This is a genomic window from Klebsiella grimontii (assembly GCF_042137965.1).
Lineage (GTDB): Bacteria > Pseudomonadota > Gammaproteobacteria > Enterobacterales > Enterobacteriaceae > Klebsiella > Klebsiella grimontii.
Map to the genome: position 1 here is coordinate 1,040,378 of NZ_CP169721.1, position 16,120 is coordinate 1,056,497.

At 61.7% G+C, this 16,120-nt stretch carries 19 protein-coding genes and 3 tRNA genes; 19 read left to right on the forward strand and 3 right to left on the reverse strand.

Features of this window, described 5'->3' with window-relative positions:
• The first annotated feature begins 3 nt into the window (after positions 1-3).
• The 17 genes from ACE3MN_RS05035 to cobT all read left to right on the forward strand — a co-directional run bounded on the left by ACE3MN_RS05035 (position 4) and on the right by cobT (position 13,442).
• Positions 4-636 (forward strand): cobalt-precorrin-8 methylmutase, encoded by a 633-nt coding sequence (locus ACE3MN_RS05035; RefSeq protein WP_004133657.1) that lies wholly within the window; start codon positions 4-6, stop codon positions 634-636.
• Positions 633-1,772 carry a cobalt-precorrin-5B (C(1))-methyltransferase CbiD gene (gene cbiD / locus ACE3MN_RS05040; protein ID WP_024358529.1) on the forward strand — a complete coding sequence of 380 codons (1,140 nt, stop codon included), beginning with the start codon at positions 633-635 and terminating at the stop codon, positions 1,770-1,772. The genes ACE3MN_RS05035 and cbiD overlap by 4 nt, the downstream gene beginning before the upstream one ends.
• On the forward strand, positions 1,766-2,371 hold the full coding sequence (locus ACE3MN_RS05045; protein WP_004133663.1) for a cobalt-precorrin-7 (C(5))-methyltransferase: 606 nt from the start codon (positions 1,766-1,768) through the stop codon (positions 2,369-2,371). Before cbiD ends, ACE3MN_RS05045 begins: the two co-directional genes overlap by 7 nt.
• Positions 2,361-2,930: a decarboxylating cobalt-precorrin-6B (C(15))-methyltransferase gene (locus ACE3MN_RS05050; protein ID WP_004133665.1), complete on the forward strand. Its 570-nt coding sequence runs from the start codon at positions 2,361-2,363 to the stop codon at positions 2,928-2,930. The genes ACE3MN_RS05045 and ACE3MN_RS05050 overlap by 11 nt, the downstream gene beginning before the upstream one ends.
• The gene (locus ACE3MN_RS05055; protein WP_004124472.1) at positions 2,923-3,696 is read left to right on the forward strand and encodes a cobalt-precorrin-4 methyltransferase; all 774 of its coding nucleotides are present in this window, start codon (positions 2,923-2,925) and stop codon (positions 3,694-3,696) included. The genes ACE3MN_RS05050 and ACE3MN_RS05055 overlap by 8 nt, the downstream gene beginning before the upstream one ends.
• The gene (gene cbiG, locus ACE3MN_RS05060; protein ID WP_004133670.1) at positions 3,677-4,732 is read left to right on the forward strand and encodes a cobalt-precorrin 5A hydrolase; all 1,056 of its coding nucleotides are present in this window, start codon (positions 3,677-3,679) and stop codon (positions 4,730-4,732) included. Before ACE3MN_RS05055 ends, cbiG begins: the two co-directional genes overlap by 20 nt.
• Positions 4,732-5,457, forward strand: coding sequence for a precorrin-3B C(17)-methyltransferase (locus ACE3MN_RS05065; protein ID WP_004124467.1), 726 nt, complete (start codon positions 4,732-4,734; stop codon positions 5,455-5,457). Before cbiG ends, ACE3MN_RS05065 begins: the two co-directional genes overlap by 1 nt.
• Complete coding sequence (locus ACE3MN_RS05070; protein ID WP_102650041.1) at positions 5,454-6,233, forward strand: cobalt-precorrin-6A reductase; 780 nt, start codon at positions 5,454-5,456, stop codon at positions 6,231-6,233. Before ACE3MN_RS05065 ends, ACE3MN_RS05070 begins: the two co-directional genes overlap by 4 nt.
• Positions 6,234-6,243: 10 nt before the next feature.
• Positions 6,244-7,038: a sirohydrochlorin cobaltochelatase gene (gene cbiK / locus ACE3MN_RS05075; protein WP_004133681.1), complete on the forward strand. Its 795-nt coding sequence runs from the start codon at positions 6,244-6,246 to the stop codon at positions 7,036-7,038.
• Positions 7,035-7,748, forward strand: coding sequence for a cobalt-factor II C(20)-methyltransferase (locus ACE3MN_RS05080; RefSeq protein ID WP_101868246.1), 714 nt, complete (start codon positions 7,035-7,037; stop codon positions 7,746-7,748). The genes cbiK and ACE3MN_RS05080 overlap by 4 nt, the downstream gene beginning before the upstream one ends.
• Positions 7,745-8,482, forward strand: coding sequence for a cobalt ECF transporter S component CbiM (gene cbiM, locus ACE3MN_RS05085; RefSeq protein ID WP_004124457.1), 738 nt, complete (start codon positions 7,745-7,747; stop codon positions 8,480-8,482). Before ACE3MN_RS05080 ends, cbiM begins: the two co-directional genes overlap by 4 nt.
• Position 8,483: 1 nt before the next feature.
• On the forward strand, positions 8,484-8,765 hold the full coding sequence (locus ACE3MN_RS05090) for an energy-coupling factor ABC transporter substrate-binding protein (RefSeq protein WP_004133685.1): 282 nt from the start codon (positions 8,484-8,486) through the stop codon (positions 8,763-8,765).
• Complete coding sequence (locus ACE3MN_RS05095; protein WP_024358525.1) at positions 8,752-9,429, forward strand: energy-coupling factor ABC transporter transmembrane protein; 678 nt, start codon at positions 8,752-8,754, stop codon at positions 9,427-9,429. The genes ACE3MN_RS05090 and ACE3MN_RS05095 overlap by 14 nt, the downstream gene beginning before the upstream one ends.
• Before the next feature lie 8 nt (positions 9,430-9,437).
• On the forward strand, positions 9,438-10,253 hold the full coding sequence (locus ACE3MN_RS05100; protein WP_024358524.1) for an energy-coupling factor ABC transporter ATP-binding protein: 816 nt from the start codon (positions 9,438-9,440) through the stop codon (positions 10,251-10,253).
• Complete coding sequence (locus ACE3MN_RS05105) at positions 10,250-11,773, forward strand: cobyric acid synthase (protein WP_082237688.1); 1,524 nt, start codon at positions 10,250-10,252, stop codon at positions 11,771-11,773. Before ACE3MN_RS05100 ends, ACE3MN_RS05105 begins: the two co-directional genes overlap by 4 nt.
• Positions 11,767-12,312, forward strand: a complete 546-nt coding sequence (gene cobU / locus ACE3MN_RS05110; protein ID WP_102650040.1) for a bifunctional adenosylcobinamide kinase/adenosylcobinamide-phosphate guanylyltransferase — start codon at positions 11,767-11,769, stop codon at positions 12,310-12,312. The genes ACE3MN_RS05105 and cobU overlap by 7 nt, the downstream gene beginning before the upstream one ends.
• A 74-nt stretch (positions 12,313-12,386) precedes the next feature.
• Positions 12,387-13,442 carry a nicotinate-nucleotide--dimethylbenzimidazole phosphoribosyltransferase gene (cobT, locus tag ACE3MN_RS05115; protein ID WP_024358521.1) on the forward strand — a complete coding sequence of 352 codons (1,056 nt, stop codon included), beginning with the start codon at positions 12,387-12,389 and terminating at the stop codon, positions 13,440-13,442.
• Positions 13,443-13,542: 100 nt separating this feature from the next.
• Here cobT and ACE3MN_RS05120 read toward each other — a convergent pair.
• The 3 genes from ACE3MN_RS05120 to ACE3MN_RS05130 form a co-directional block, all read right to left on the reverse strand.
• Positions 13,543-13,619 (reverse strand) — tRNA-Met (locus ACE3MN_RS05120).
• A 44-nt stretch (positions 13,620-13,663) separates the two neighbouring features.
• A tRNA-Met gene (locus tag ACE3MN_RS05125) sits at positions 13,664-13,740 on the reverse strand.
• 47 nt (positions 13,741-13,787) lie between these two features.
• Positions 13,788-13,864: transfer RNA gene (locus ACE3MN_RS05130), tRNA-Met, on the reverse strand.
• 211 nt (positions 13,865-14,075) lie between these two features.
• On the opposite strand from ACE3MN_RS05130, the gene mltA reads away from it, so the two are divergent.
• Positions 14,076-15,173 (forward strand): murein transglycosylase A, encoded by a 1,098-nt coding sequence (mltA, locus tag ACE3MN_RS05135; protein WP_004124438.1) that lies wholly within the window; start codon positions 14,076-14,078, stop codon positions 15,171-15,173.
• Positions 15,174-15,278: 105 nt separating this feature from the next.
• Positions 15,279-16,088, forward strand: coding sequence for a tRNA cyclic N6-threonylcarbamoyladenosine(37) synthase TcdA (gene tcdA, locus ACE3MN_RS05140; protein WP_004133704.1), 810 nt, complete (start codon positions 15,279-15,281; stop codon positions 16,086-16,088).
• The last annotated feature ends 32 nt before the right edge of the window (positions 16,089-16,120 follow it).

Consider the following 16,120-nt stretch of genomic DNA (forward strand, 5'->3'; position numbering starts at 1 on the left):
TGAATGCACTATATCCAGCAACCGCAGGCGATTGAGGCGAAAAGCTTCGACATTATTGGCGACATTATTGCGCAGACCCGCCCGGACTACCGCTTTGCCAGCCCGCTGCACGAAGCCATTATCAAGCGGGTGATCCACACCACCGCCGATTTTGACTGGCTGGATATTCTGTGGTTTTCGCCCGACGTTCTTCCGCGCTTGAGCGCCGCCCTGAGCCAGCCCTGCACGCTTTATACCGATACCACCATGGCGCTCTCCGGGATCAATAAAACCCTGCTGGCGAAATTCGGCGGCGAGTGCCGCTGCTATATCAGCGATCCGCGGGTGGTGGCGGAGGCCAAAGCGCAGGGGATGACCCGCTCGATGGCGGCGGTCGATATCGCGGTCGCCGAAGAGGGCGAGAAGGTGTTTGTTTTCGGCAATGCGCCCACCGCGCTGTTTCGTTTGCTGGAGCATGACGTCGCGGTCAACGGCGTGATTGGCGTGCCGGTCGGTTTTGTCGGCGCGGCGGAGTCGAAAGAGGCCCTGACGCAGAGTGGCCTGCCGGGTATCGCCGCGCTGGGTCGTAAAGGCGGCAGCAACGTCGCCGCCGCCATCGTCAACGCCATTTTGTACCACTTACAGGGGGCGCGATGAGCGAGCAATCCTTTGACGCCCCGGTGTGGCATAACGGCAAGGCGCTGCGCAAAGGCTATACCACCGGATCCTGCGCGACGGCGGCAGCCAAGGTCGCAGCGCTGATGGTGATGCGCCAGCATCTGATTCATCAGGTCTCCATTGTTACCCCTTCCGGCGTCACCCTGTGCCTTAACGTCGAGTCGCCGCACGTCGAAGGGCAGCAGGCGATCGCCGCCATTCGTAAAGACGGCGGCGACGATGTTGACGCCACCCACGGGATGCTGATTTTTGCCCGCGTGACGCTCGACGATTCCGGCGAGATTACCCTGCGCGGCGGCGAAGGCGTCGGCACGGTCACCCGCAAAGGCATCGGCCTGCCCATCGGCAGCCCGGCGATTAACCGCACTCCGCGCCATACCATTGAGTCGGCGGTGCGCGAAGCGATAGGCCCGTCGCGCGGGGCCGAAGTCGAGATTTTCGCCCCGGAGGGCGAGGCGCGGGCGCAGAAAACCTATAACTCGCGGCTCGGGATTCTGGGCGGCATCTCGATTATCGGTACCACCGGTATCGTGACGCCGATGTCGGAGGAGAGCTGGAAGCGTTCGCTGTCGCTGGAGCTGGAAATTAAGCGCGCGGCGGGGCTGGAGCGGGTGGTGCTGGTGCCGGGCAACCACGGCGAGCGCTTCGTCCGCGAGCAGATGGGCATCGATTCGCAGGTGGTGGTCACCATGAGCAACTTCGTCGGCTACATGATTGAAGAGGCCGTGCGCCTCGGGTTCCGCCAGATTGTGCTGATCGGCCACCCTGGCAAGCTGATTAAAGTCGCCGCCGGGATCTTCCACACCCACAGCCATATCGCCGATGCGCGGATGGAAACCCTGGTCGCGCATCTGGCGCTGCTGGGCGCGCCGCTGGCGCTTTTGCAGTTGGTGAGCGAATGCGATACCACCGAAGCGGCGATGGAGCACATCGACGCGTACGGTTTTCAGCATATCTATCACCATCTTGCCGAACGCATCTGCCTGCGGGTGATGCAGATGCTGCGCTTTACCAAAGCGCCGCCCGTCTGCGACGCCATCATGTTCTCCTTTGATAACAAGGTCCTCGGCAGCAATCGGCCGATCGCCGAGATTGCGCGGGAGATGTCATGTTAACGGTGGTTGGCATGGGCCCGTCGGGCCTGCATCTGATGACGCCGGCGGCGCGGGACGCGGTCGCCAGTGCGGACGCGCTGGTGGGCGGCAAGCGGCATTTGCAGCAGTTCCCTGAGTTTGACGGCGAACGGTTTGCGCTGGGGGCCAATATCGCCGAACTGCTGGTCTGGCTCGGCGAGCGTGACGCGCAGAAGGTGGTGGTGCTGGCCTCCGGCGACCCGCTCTTTTACGGCATCGGTACGCGGCTGATAGCCCACTTTGGCATCGATCGCGTGCGCATTATTCCCGGCATCAGCGCGGTGCAGTATCTCTGCGCGAAGGCCGGTATCGATATGAACGATATCTGGCTGACCAGCAGCCACGGGCGAGACGTCTGTTTTGATGAGCTGGCGCGCCAGCGCAAGGTGGCGATGGTGACCGACGGGCGCTGCGGGCCGCGGGAAATCGCCGCCCAGCTGGCGGCGCGGGGAAAAGGGTATCGCTGGATGGTGATTGGCGAAAATCTGGCGATGGATAACGAGCGGATCCGCTGGCTACCGGTCAGTGAGGTCGACGGTGAATATGAGATGAACGCGGTGGTGATCCTCGATGAAAGATGAGCTTTTTCTGCGCGGCGAGAAGGTGCCGATGACCAAAGAGGCGGTTCGCGCGCTGGCGCTGGCCAAACTTGAACTGCACCGGGCAAGCCACCTGATTGATATCGGCGCCGGTACCGGCAGCGTGTCAATTGAGGCGGCGCTGCAGTATCCCTCGCTGCAGGTGACGGCGGTCGAACGCAACCCCGCGGCCCTGCAGCTGCTGGACGAAAACCGCCAGCATTTCGCCTGCGGCAACATTGAGATCCTGCCCGGCGAAGCGCCGATGGTGATCACCGAACGCGCCGATGCCATTTTTATGGGCGGCAGCGGAGGCCGCCTCGACGCGCTCATTGACTGGTCGTGGCAGCAGCTCTACCCCGGCGGTCGTCTGGTGATGACCTTTATCCTCCAGGAGAACCTGAACGCCGCTCTCGACTATCTGCGGCTGAAGGGAATCGAACAGGTTGATTGCCTGCAGCTGAACGTTTCAGCGCTGACAACGCTTGGCAGCGGCCACTATTTCAAACCGAATAATCCCGTTTTTGTTATCGCCTGTCAGAAGGAAGAAAACCATGGCTGAGACATTTGATCCCCGTAGTGTGTGGTTCGTTGGCGCAGGGCCGGGCGACCGTGAGCTGATTACCCTCAAGGGCTACCGCTTGCTCCAGCAGGCCCAGGTGGTGATCTACGCCGGGTCGCTGATAAACACCGAGCTGCTGGAGTATTGTCCGCCTGGCGCTGAGTGCCACGACAGCGCCGAACTGCATCTGGAGCAAATTCTCGACCTGATGGAAGCCGGGGTTAACGCCGGGAAAACGGTGGTGCGTTTACAGACCGGAGACGTGTCGCTGTACGGCTCGGTACGCGAGCAGGGCGAAGAGCTGACTAAACGCGGCATCGACTGGCAGGTGGTGCCGGGCGTCAGCGCGTTTCTGGGCGCCGCGGCGGAGCTGGGCGTCGAATACACCGTCCCGGAAGTCTCCCAGAGCCTGATTATTACCCGCCTCGAAGGGCGCACGCCGGTGCCGGAGCGCGAGCAGCTTGAGTCGTTTGCCAGCCACCAGACCTCGATGGCGATTTACCTCTCCGTGCAGCGTATTCATCGGGTAGCGGAGCGCCTGATTGAAGGCGGTTACCCGGCAACCACGCCGGTAGCGGTGATCTATAAAGCGACCTGGCCGGAAAGCCAGACCGTACGCGGCACCCTGGCGGATATCGGCGACAAGGTGCGCGAGGCGGGGATCCGCAAAACGGCGCTCATTCTGGTCGGGAATTTCCTGGGCTCTGAGTATCACTACTCAAAACTCTACGCGGCGGACTTTAGCCATGAATACCGTAAAGCCTGAATCAATCGCGCTTTTTTGCCTGACCCCAGGCGGCGTCCGGCTGGCGAAACGGCTGGCGGCGATGCTGCCGTTAACCTGTTTTACCAGCGAGAAGCTGCTGGAGGAGGGGTTTCTTCCCTTTGAAAACGGTTTTGCCAGCGCCGCGCGCGAGGCCTTCAGCAGCTATTCGGCGCTGATCTTCATCGGCGCCACCGGGATCGCGGTACGCGTGCTGGCCCCGCTGGTGAATGACAAGTTCAGCGACCCGGCGGTGGTGGTGATTGACGAGCGCGGCCAGCACGTTATTAGCCTGCTTTCCGGCCACGCGGGGGGCGCAAATGCCCTGAGCCGCTATCTGGCCGGGATGCTCGGCGCCGATCCGGTGATCACCACCGCCACCGACGTCAACGAGATGGCGGCGCTGGATACCCTGGCGTTCCAGCTTAATGCCCGAATGGTCGACTTCCGCGCGGCGGTGAAAACCGTCAACCAGATGTTGGTCAGCCATCAGCGCGTCGGCCTGTGGTGGGACGACGAGCTGGATGAAGACGTCAGCCGCTGCGACCGGCGTGGATTTATCACCGTGACCGATTTGCACCAGCTTCCTGAGCTGGACGCGCTGGTCTGCGTCACCCTGCGCAACGAACTGCCGGCGATCGCCGTGCCGCACTGGAAGCTGGTACCGCAGCGGGTGGTCGCCGGAATTGGCTGCCGTCGCGATACGCCATTCCCGCTGTTAGCGACGCTACTGGCGCGCCAGCTTGAGGCGCAGCGCCTCGATCCGCTGGCGCTGAAAGCCATCGGCAGCGTCACGCTGAAGAAGCACGAGCAGGGGCTGATTCAGCTGGCCTCCTGCTGCCGCGTGCCGTTTGAAACCTTTACCGCTGATGCGCTGCGCGAGCATGAGCATCACTTTCCCGCTTCATCGTTCGTCAGAAACACCGTCGGCGTGGGGAGCGTATCCGGCCCGGCGGCCTGGCTGCTGAGCCATGGGCAACTGTTGGGCGAAACCCTGCGCGAACAGGGCGTCACTATTACTTTGGGAGTTTCACACTGATGTTAAGCGTAATCGGAATCGGCCCTGGCTCGCAGTCAATGATGACCATGGAGGCCATTGAGGCGCTGCAGGCGGCGGAAATCGTCGTTGGCTATAAAACCTACACCCACCTGGTGAAAGCCTTTACCGGCGATAAGCAGGTGATCAAAACCGGGATGTGCAAAGAGATTGAACGCTGCCAGGCGGCGATTGAGCTGGCGCAGGCCGGGCATAACGTGGCGCTGATCAGCAGCGGCGATGCCGGTATTTACGGCATGGCCGGACTGGTGCTTGAGCTGGTCAGCAAGCAGAAGCTGGATGTGGAAGTTCGCCTGATCCCGGGGATGACTGCCAGCATCGCCGCCGCCTCGCTGCTGGGCGCGCCGCTGATGCACGACTTCTGCCATATCAGCCTCAGCGACCTGCTGACCCCGTGGCCGGTGATTGAAAAGCGCATTGTCGCCGCCGGGGAAGCCGACTTCGTGATCTGTTTTTACAACCCGCGCAGCCGCGGCCGCGAAGGGCATCTGGCGCGCGCTTTTGAGCTGCTGTCGGCCAGCAAAAGCGCGCAAACCCCGGTGGGGGTAGTGAAGTCCGCCGGACGTAAAAAGCAGGAGAAATGGCTGACCACCTTAGGGGAAATGGATTTTGAACCGGTCGATATGACCAGCCTGGTGATCGTCGGCAATAAAGCGACCTATATCCAGGATGGCCTGATGATCACCCCGCGGGGCTACGTGCTGTGAGTGAGGTGCTGGTGATCGGCGGAACCAGCGACGCGCGGGCGCTGTGCCAGCAGCTTGACGCGGCGCAGGTTCGCTACACCCTGTCGGTGGCGACGCCAACCGGCCAGCAGCTGGCGGGCGATATTCGCGGGCAGGTGCGCTGCGGGCGTCTTGAGCCGGAGGAGATGATCGCCTGGCTGAAGGCCAACCGGACCCGCTGGGTGATTGATGCTTCGCACCCCTACGCCGAAGCGGTAAGCCGCAATATCGTCCAGGCCTGCGAAACCGCCGGCGTGCTGCTGAGCCGCTATCAGCGCCCTGAACAGCTGAGCGGCCTGACGCATCCGCTGCTCTATACCGTGGAGAGCATTGAACAGGCCTGCGAGGTCGCGCGGCGCTTCGGTCCGCGCGTGCTGCTCACCACGGGCAGCAAAGATCTGGCGCGCTGGCGGGCGGGATTAGGCGAAAAAACGCTGCTGGCCCGGGTGTTGCCGGTAGCCGATGTCATCGCGCAGTGCGCCGCGCTGGGGTTCGGCGTTGGCGAGATCTTCGCCCTGTGTGGGCCGTTCAGCGCCGAGTTCAACGCCGCTTTCTACCGCCAGTGCCGGGCCGATGTGTTGATCACCAAGGCCTCCGGCGCCGAGGGCGGCTATCAGGAAAAAGTACAACCCTGTCTGGATGCCGGTATCCCCTGCATCGTGATTACGCGCCCGGCGCCGCTGGTGACCGGTGAAGAATTACTGGAAAGTCAGGCTGCCTTTGCCCGGCGCTTAGCGCGCTGGCTGGCCGCTGCTTAAGGAGTCAGAAATGAAAAAAGCGCTTCTGGTGGTCAGTTTTGGCACCAGCTATCCCGACACCTGTGAAAAAAACATCGTCGCCTGTGAGCGCGAGCTGGCGGCCAGCTGCCCGGACCGCGACACGTTTCGCGCCTTTACCTCCGGGATGATTATCCGCAAGCTCAAACAGCGCGACGGCATTGAGATTGATACCCCGCTGCAGGCGTTGCAGAAGCTGGCCGAGCAGGGCTACCAGGATGTGGCGATTCAGTCGCTGCACATTATCAACGGCGATGAGTATGAAAAGATCGTCCGCGAAGTGCAAAGCCTGCGCCCGCTGTTCCTCCGCCTGACGCTGGGGGCGCCGCTGCTGAGCAGCCATAACGATTACGTCCAGCTGATGCAGGCGCTGCGCCAGCAGATGCCGCCGCTTGCCGCCGATGAAACGGTAGTTTTTATGGGACACGGCGCCAGCCATCACGCTTTCGCCGCCTACGCCTGCCTGGACCATATGATGACGGCGAAGGGGTTTCCGGCGCGGGTCGGCGCGGTCGAGAGCTATCCGGAGGTCGATATTCTTATCGACAGCCTGCGCCAGCAGGGGGTGAAGGGCGTGCACCTGATGCCGCTGATGCTGGTGGCCGGCGATCACGCCATTAACGATATGGCCTCGGACGAAGAGGATTCCTGGAAAACGCTGTTCAACGCCGCCGGTATCACGGCGACGCCGTGGCTGAACGGACTGGGAGAGAATCCGGCGGTGCGCGCGATGTTTGTCGCCCACCTGCGGCAGGCGCTGAGCCTGGCGATGGAGGAGGCGGCATGAGCGGCAAACTGTATGCCCTGAGCACCGGCCCCGGTGCCGCCGATCTGATCACCGTGCGCGCGGCGCGGGTGCTGGACACGCTGGACATTCTCTACGCGCCCGCCGGACGTAAAGGCGGCGACAGCCTCGCGCTCTCCATCGTGCGCGAATATATCGGCGAACAGACCGAAGTGCGCTGCTGCCATTTCCCGATGAGCGCCGACAGCGCGGAAAAAGAGGCGGTGTGGGACGAGGTCGCCGCCGCGCTGGTTCAGGAAGTGGAAGCGGGCAAGCAGGTCGGTTTTATTACCCTCGGCGACGCCATGCTGTTCAGCACCTGGGTGTTCTTACTCCAGCGCATCGGCTGCCCGGAGTGGCTGGAGATTGTGCCCGGCGTCACCTCTTTCGCCGCCATTGCCGCGCGTTCAAAAACGCCGCTGGCCATGGAACAGCAGTCGCTGGCGGTGATCTCCTGCACCGCGCCGGAAACGGAAATCGAGCAGGCGCTGCGCCAGCATGAAAGCCTGGTGCTGATGAAAGTCTACGGGCGCTTTCCCCGCATTAAAGCGCTGCTGGCGAAAAACGGCCTGCTGGATGCCGCGCTGATGATGTCCGAAGCCACGCTGCCGGGCGAGCAGTGCTGGCGTCATTTGGCTGAAGTCAGCGACGACCAGCCGCTGCCCTATTTCTCGACCATTCTGGTCAACAAACAGTGGGAGTATGCAGAATGAAACTTGAACAACAGCTAAAACAGCTGTCTTTCAGCGGCTTAGCTGCGGCGCTATTGCTGATAGTGGTGCCCGAAAAGGCTTTCGCGATGCACATCATGGAGGGGTTTTTACCGCCGATGTGGGCCCTGGCGTGGTGGCTGCTGTTTTTACCCTGCCTGTGGTACGGGCTGGTTCGCCTGCGCCGTATCGTGCAGGAAGATAATAACCAGAAGGTGCTGCTGGCGCTGTGCGGGGCGTTTATTTTTGTCCTCTCGGCGCTGAAAATTCCTTCCGTCACCGGCAGCTGTTCGCACCCGACCGGCGTCGGCCTGGCGGTGATTCTCTTCGGGCCGGGCGTGGTGGCGATCCTTGGCGCCATCGTGCTGCTGTTCCAGGCGCTGCTGCTGGCGCACGGCGGGCTGACGACGCTCGGCGCGAACGGCATGTCGATGGCGGTCATCGGGCCGGTGGTCGGCTATATGGTATGGAAAATGGCCTGCCGCGCGGGCATTCGTCGCGATGTCGGGGTGTTTCTCTGCGCCATGCTGGCGGATCTGGTGACCTACTTTGTCACCTCGGTCCAGCTCGGCGTGGCCTTCCCGGATCCGACTGCCGGCGCGACCGGCTCGATCGTCAAGTTTATGGGGATCTTCTGCCTGACCCAGATCCCGATCGCCATTGCTGAAGGGCTGTTAACTGTCATGATCTACGACCAGTTGACCAAACGTCAGCTAATTACCGCACAGGGGCATTAACATGAAAAAGACGCTGATATTGTTAGCCATGGTGGTGGCGCTGGTGATCCTGCCATTCTTTGTCGATCACGGCGGCGAGTTTGGCGGCTCGGACGGCGAGGCGGAGAGCCAGATTCAGGTGGTCGCGCCGCATTATGAGCCGTGGTTCCAGCCGCTGTATGAACCGGCAAGCGGGGAGATTGAGAGCCTGCTGTTTACGCTCCAGGGCTCTCTTGGCGCGGCGGTGATATTCTATATTCTGGGCTACAGCAAAGGCAGACAGCGCCGTGATGACCGGGTTTGACCGACTCAGCTACCAGAGCCGCTGGTTTCACGTCGCGCCGGAGCGCAAGTTCCTGTTCTGGCTGCTGCTGATGGGGCTGGCCTTTACCCTGCCACCGCTGGGGCAGGGTATCGAAATGGCGCTGATTGCCGCCTTAACCTGCTGGCTGCTGCGGGTCTCGCCGTGGCGCTGGTGCCGCTGGATGGCGCTGCCGTTTGGCTTCCTGCTGATCGGGGTGTTGACCATTCTGTTTAGCGTCAGCCGCGATCCGCAGGATCTGCTGGTGAGCCTGCCGCTGGGCAGCGTCCGGCTGGGCATCACGTCGGAGGGGCTGACGACCGCCAATCAGACCTTCTGGCGCAGCCTGGCGGCGCTGGCGTCCACCTTCTGGCTGGTGCTGAATCTGCCGTTCCCGCAGCTTATTGTGCTGCTCAAGCGCGGGCGGGTGCCGCGGCTGCTGACCGAACAGATCCTGCTGACCTGGCGCTTTATTTTTATTCTGTTAGACGAAGCGCTGGCGATTCACCGTGCGCAAACATTACGTTTTGGCTACCGTAGCGTGCCGAAGGGCTATCGTTCGCTGGCCATGCTGGTAGGACTGCTGTTTACCCGGGTGATGATCCGCTACCAGCAGATGAGCACCACGCTGGATATCAAACTGTATCAGGGTGATTTTCACCTCTAAGGATAAGTATGCTTGCCACGACCGATCTCTGGTTTCGCTATCAGGACGAGCCGGTGCTGAAGGGGCTGACGCTGGATTTTTCCCATCACGCGGTGACCGGACTGGTGGGGGCGAACGGCTGCGGAAAATCGACGCTGTTTATGAATCTGAGCGGTCTGCTGCGCCCGCAGAGCGGGGCGGTGCTGTGGCAAGGAAAACCGCTGGACTACAGCAAGCGCGGCCTGCTGGCGCTGCGCCAGCAGGTGGCGACCGTTTTTCAGGACCCGGACCAGCAAATCTTCTATACCGATATCGACAGCGATATTGCCTTTAGCCTGCGTAACCTGGGGGTTGCGGAAGAGGAAATCGCCCGGCGGGTGGACGATGCGCTGACTCTCGTCGATGCCCAGGGGTTTCGTCACCAGCCGATTCAGTGCCTGAGCCACGGGCAGAAAAAGCGCGTGGCGATAGCCGGGGCGCTGGTGCTGCAGGCGCGCTACTTACTGCTCGACGAGCCGACTGCGGGGCTCGATCCCTCGGGGCGCGCGCAGATGATCGACATCATTAAGCGCATTGCCGATCGGGGCAACCACGTGGCGATCTCCAGCCACGATATCGATCTGATCTATGAAGTTAGCGATGCGGTTTACGTGTTACGCCGCGGCGAAGTGCTGGCGCACGGCGAACCCGGCGAGGTGTTTGCCCGCAGCGAACTGATGGCCCAGGCCGGGCTTACCCAGCCGTGGCTGGTGAAGCTGCACGCGCAGCTCGGGCTGCCGCTGTGTAAAACCGAAGAAGAATTTTTTACGCGGATGCGAAGCAACGCGATGAAGGAGGCGTCATGACGCTGGCAATTATGTTACAGGGCACCGCTTCTGACGTCGGTAAAAGCGTGCTGGTCGCGGGGCTGTGCCGTATTTTTTATCAGGACGGTCAGCGCACCGCGCCGTTTAAATCGCAGAATATGGCGCTCAATTCCGGTATTACGCCGGATGGCAAAGAGATGGGCCGGGCGCAGATTTTCCAGGCCGAAGCGGCGGGGATTACGCCGGATGTGCGCATGAACCCGGTGCTGCTCAAGCCGACCAGCGACCGCAAAGCGCAGGTGGTGCTGATGGGCAAGGTGGCGACCGATATGGACGCGGTGAGCTATCACGAATATAAGCCGCGCCTGCGCGAACAGATCCTCTCGGTCTATAACAGCCTGGCCGCCGAACATGATGTGCTGGTGCTGGAAGGGGCGGGCAGCCCGGCGGAGATCAACCTGCGCGATCGCGACATCGTCAATATGGGCATGGCCGAGATGGCGCAGTGCCCGGTGATCCTCGTGGCGGATATCGATCGCGGCGGCGTATTCGCCTCTATCTACGGCACCCTCGCGCTGCTGCACGACCACGAGCGCGCGCGGGTCAAGGGGGTGATTATCAACAAATTTCGCGGCGACGTGGCGCTGCTCTACTCCGGGATCGAGCAGATAGAAGCGCTCACCGGCGTCCCGGTGCTCGGTGTGATGCCGTGGCTGGACGTCGATCTCGAAGATGAGGACGGCGTGGCGCTGCAAAAAGGTAAATATCTGCGCACCGACAGGCGCGACATTGAGATTGCCGTGGTTCAGCTGCCGCACATCGCCAATTTTACCGATTTCAACGCGCTGGCGGCGCAGCCGGACGTCCGCGTCCGCTACGTTCGCCAGCCGCAGGAGCTGGCGGGCGTGGATATGATTATCCTGCCGGGCAGTAAAAACACGCTCGGCGATCTGCGCTGGCTGCGCGAAAGCGGTATGGCGCACGCGGTTCTGCAGGCCCGGCGTCATGGCGTACCGGTGCTGGGGATCTGCGGCGGCTACCAGATGCTCGGCGAAACCATTATTGATGAGGTGGAGTCGGGGCTTGGCACGCAGCCGGGGCTGGGGTTGCTCAATACCGTCACCCACTTTGCGCAGCACAAAACCACGACCCAGGTGACGGCGACCCTGGCCCCAGGGCTGCCGGCGTGGCTGGCGGCAACGGCGGGGCTGGCCGTACGCGGCTATGAGATCCATATGGGCGAAACCGAGCTTCGCGACGGCTGCCGTTCGCTGATGCAACTCCATAAAAACGGGCTGAGCGTAGCGGACGGCGCGGTCAGCGATGACGGCCTGGCGTTTGGCACCTATCTGCACGGCCTGTTTGATAGCGATGAATTTACCCGCGCGCTGGTTAACGGCCTGCGCCAGCGTAAAGGGCTGGCGGCGCTGGATAGCGATTTCGAATATGCGCAGTATAAATCCCGCCAGTTCGATCTGCTGGCCGACGCGATGCGCCAGCATATCGATATAGAAAAAATCTACGCCATCATGCGCCAGCATCAGGAGTCCATATGCTGACTTTAGTCACCGGCGGGGCGCGCAGCGGTAAAAGCCGTCATGCCGAAGCGCTGATTGCCCATGCGCCGCAGGTACTGTACATCGCCACCTCGCAGATCTTTGATGACGAGATGGCGGCGAGGATCCAGCACCACCGCGACGGCAGGCCCGCACACTGGCGCACCGCCGAGCGCTGGCAGCAGCTTGATGAGCTGATAACGCCGGATATCGCCCCGCAAGAGGCGATTTTGCTGGAATGCATCACCACCATGGTGACCAACCTGCTGTTTGCGCTGGGCGGCGACAGCGCACCGGACGGCTGGGATTATGCGGCGATGGAATGGGCGATCGACGCCGAAATCGACGTCCTGATCGCCGCCTGCCAGCGCTGTCCGGCCCGCGTGGTGCTGGTGACCAACGAAGTGGGGATGGGGATTGTGCCGGAGAATCGTCTGGCCCGCCATTTCCGCGACATCGCCGGGCGCGTCAACCAGCGTCTTGCGGCGGCGGCGGACGACGTCTGGCTGGTGGTGTCGGGCATCGGTGTGAAAATCAAGTAAATCAGGCGCTCCGTACCGGGAGTTATTCTTCCTGCTGGCTCTGCCCTGAGCCAGCCAACATGACGAGAACCTCTATGCAAAGCTTAACCTCTCTACTGGGTGCGATCCCTGCGCCTGATGAAAACGCGATGGTGCGCGCCCGGCTTCATATTGACGGCCTGCTGAAGCCGCCCGGAAGCCTTGGACGCCTTGAAGATCTTGCCGTACAGCTGGCGGGCATGCCCGGCCTTGACGGCGTCCCGCAGGTGAAAAAGAAGGCGCTGCTGGTGATGTGCGCCGACCACGGCGTGTGGGACGAAGGGGTCGCCATCTCGCCGAAAGCGGTCACCGCGATTCAGGCGGCGAATATGACGCTAGGCAAAACCGGCGTTTGCGTACTGGCGGCGCAGGCGGGCGCGAAGGTGCACGTCATTGACGTCGGGATCGATGCCGAGCTTATTCCGGGCGTTATCAACATGCGCGTGGCGCGCGGCTGCGGCAATATCGCCGTCGGTCCGGCAATGCGCCGCGGCCAGGCGGAAGAGCTGCTGCTGGAGGTGATGCGCTATACCCGAGGGCTGGCGCAGGATGGCGTGACGCTGTTCGGCGTCGGGGAGCTCGGGATGGCGAATACCACCCCGGCGGCGGCGATTGTCAGCGTCCTGACCGGCAGCGATGCCCAGGAGGTGGTGGGGATTGGCGCTAATCTGCCGTTGGCGAAAGTCGCTAACAAAGTGGAGGTGGTGCGTCGGGCAATTGCCGTCAATCGACCCGACCCGAATGATGGCCTGGACGTGCTGGCGAAAGTGGGCGGTTTTGATTTATTGGGGATGACGGGCGTGATGCTGGGCGCGGCCTCCTGCGGCCTGCCGGTGGTGCTCGACGGCTTCCTCTCCTACGCGGCGGCGCTGGCGGCGTGCCGAATTGCGCCGGAAGTGAAACCCTATCTAATCCCGTCCCACTATTCGGCGGAGAAGGGCGCGCGTACGGCGCTGATGCATCTCGAACTGGAGCCCTACCTGAATATGGGGATGCGTCTGGGCGAAGGCAGCGGCGCGGCGCTGGCGATGCCGATCGTGGAAGCGGCCTGCGCGATGTACCACGAGATGGGCATGCTGGCGGCGAGCAATATTGTTTTGCCGAAGGGCTGAGAAAGGCATTAGGGAGCGGCGCTGCGCCGTTCCCTGAATCAGGCATAAGATTTTGCGGAGCGCAGAAACAAAAAAACACCCTTGAGGGTGTTTATGATGTTGGTTGCGGGGGCCGGATTTGAACCGACGACCTTCGGGTTATGAGCCCGACGAGCTACCAGGCTGCTCCACCCCGCGTCCGTCTTTACTCTTCATCGAGTAAACTTGCATCAGATTTTAATTGGTTGCGGGGGCCGGATTTGAACCGACGACCTTCGGGTTATGAGCCCGACGAGCTACCAGGCTGCTCCACCCCGCGTCCGTCATTACTCTTCCATCGAGTAACGTTACTTCTCTGATTTTAATTGGTTGCGGGGGCCAGATTTGAACTGACGACCTTCGGGTTATGAGCCCGACGAGCTACCAGGCTGCTCCACCCCGCGTCCGTGGAAGCGCACTATACTCCGCTAACGTTTTGATGCAACCCTTTTTGACAGAAATCGTCGATTTTGTAAAAAATGGTGCATACAGAAGCACTTCCCGCCTGTTTTTTGCGCAAAACTGCCTTTGCGGTGCCTAAGCGCATTTCATTAGCCCTGGCGGTTTGTTATCTTCATCACGCACCCGGGCTTAGCAGCATAAAGAAGAGATACCATGAAAGGACGTTGGGCAAAATATGCAGTAACAGGCGCGATGCTGGCAATGCTGGCCGCCTGTTCCTCAAAACCGACCGATCGCGGTCAGCAGTATAATGAAGGTAAACTCACCCAGCCGTTTTCACTGGTTAACCAACCTGATGCGGTCGGCTCGCCGATTAACGCCGGCGACTTCTCCGAGCAGGTGAGGCAGATTCGTAGCGCCTCTCCGCGTCTCTATACCAGCCAGAGCAACGTCTACAATGCGATTCAGGAGTGGCTGCGTTCCGGCGGCGACACCCGCACGCTGAGCCAGTTTGGTATCGACGCCTGGCAGATGCAGGGGACGGATAACTACGGTAACGTTCAGTTTACCGGCTACTACACGCCGGTGGTGCAGGCGCGTCATACTCGCCAGGGCGAGTTCCAGTACCCGATTTACCGGATGCCGCCGAAGCGCGGCAAGCTGCCGTCCCGCGCCAGCATCTACGCCGGCGCTCTGAGCGACAACTACATCCTGGCCTATAGCAACTCGCTGATGGATAACTTCATCATGGACGTGCAGGGCAGCGGCTACATTGACTTTGGCGACGGTTCGCCGCTGAACTTCTTCAGCTATGCCGGGAAAAACGGCTGGCCCTATTACAGCATCGGTAAAGTGCTGATCGACCGCGGCGAAGTGAAGCGCGAAGATATGTCGATGCAGGCGATCCGCGAATGGGGCGAAAAGCACAGCGAGGCGGAAGTCCGAGAACTGCTGGAGCAGAACCCGTCGTTCGTCTTCTTTAAACCGCAGTCCTTCGCGCCGGTGAAAGGCGCCAGCGCGGTGCCGCTGATTGGCCGCGCGTCGGTGGCCTCCGACCGTTCCATTGTTCCTGCTGGCACCACGCTGCTGGCGGAAGTACCGCTGCTGGACAATAACGGCAAGTTCAACGGCCAGTACGAGCTGCGTTTAATGGTGGCCCTCGACGTTGGCGGCGCGATTAAAGGCCAGCACTTCGATATTTACCAGGGCATTGGTCCGGATGCCGGACACCGTGCCGGCTGGTATAACCACTATGGCCGCGTATGGGTGCTGAAAAACGCGCCGGGCGCGGGCAACGTCTTTAGCGGCTAGTATTCACGTTCTTTTCCCCGGTCGCGTTGCGCTTACCGGGGCTACGGTAGCCCGGGTAAGGCGCTTGCGCCGCGGCCCGGGAATATCCACTTATTCTGAGGTTTTATGTCTGTTGTAATCAGCGATGCCTGGCGCCAGCGTTTTGGCGGCACGGCGCGTTTATATGGTGAAAAGGCGCTGCAATGTTTTGCCGACGCGCACGTCTGCGTGGTCGGCATCGGCGGCGTGGGCTCCTGGGCGGCGGAAGCGCTGGCGAGAACCGGGATTGGCGCGATTACCCTTATCGATATGGATGACGTCTGCGTGACCAACACCAACCGTCAGATCCACGCGCTTGGCGGTAACGTTGGCCTGGCGAAAGCCGAGGTGATGGCGGAGCGCATTCGCCTGATCAACCCCGAGTGCCGGGTCACGGTGGTGGACGATTTCGTCACCCCGGAAAACGTCGCCGAGTATCTTGGCGTTGGCTTTAGCTACGTGATTGACGCCATCGACAGCGTGCGCCCGAAAGCGGCGCTAATCGCTTACTGTCGTCGCCATAAGGTTCCGCTGGTGACCACCGGCGGCGCGGGCGGGCAAATCGATCCGACGCAAATTCAGGTCGCCGATCTGGCGAAAACCATCCAGGATCCGCTGGCGGCAAAGCTGCGCGAGCGTTTGAAGAGCCAGTTCGGGGTGGTGAAGAACAGCAAAGGTAAGCTCGGCGTGGATTGCGTGTTTTCCACCGAAGCGCTGGTTTATCCGCAGGCGGACGGCAGCGTGTGCGCGATGAAAAGCACCGCTGAGGGGCCGAAGCGAATGGATTGCGCATCCGGCTTTGGCGCCGCGACGATGGTAACCGCGACCTTTGGTTTTGTCGCCGTCTCCCACGCGCTGAAGAAAATGCTGGCGAAGGCGGAGCGGCTGACGGCGTAGGCCCTCATTGCGGCAAGACGGTAGCCCGGACA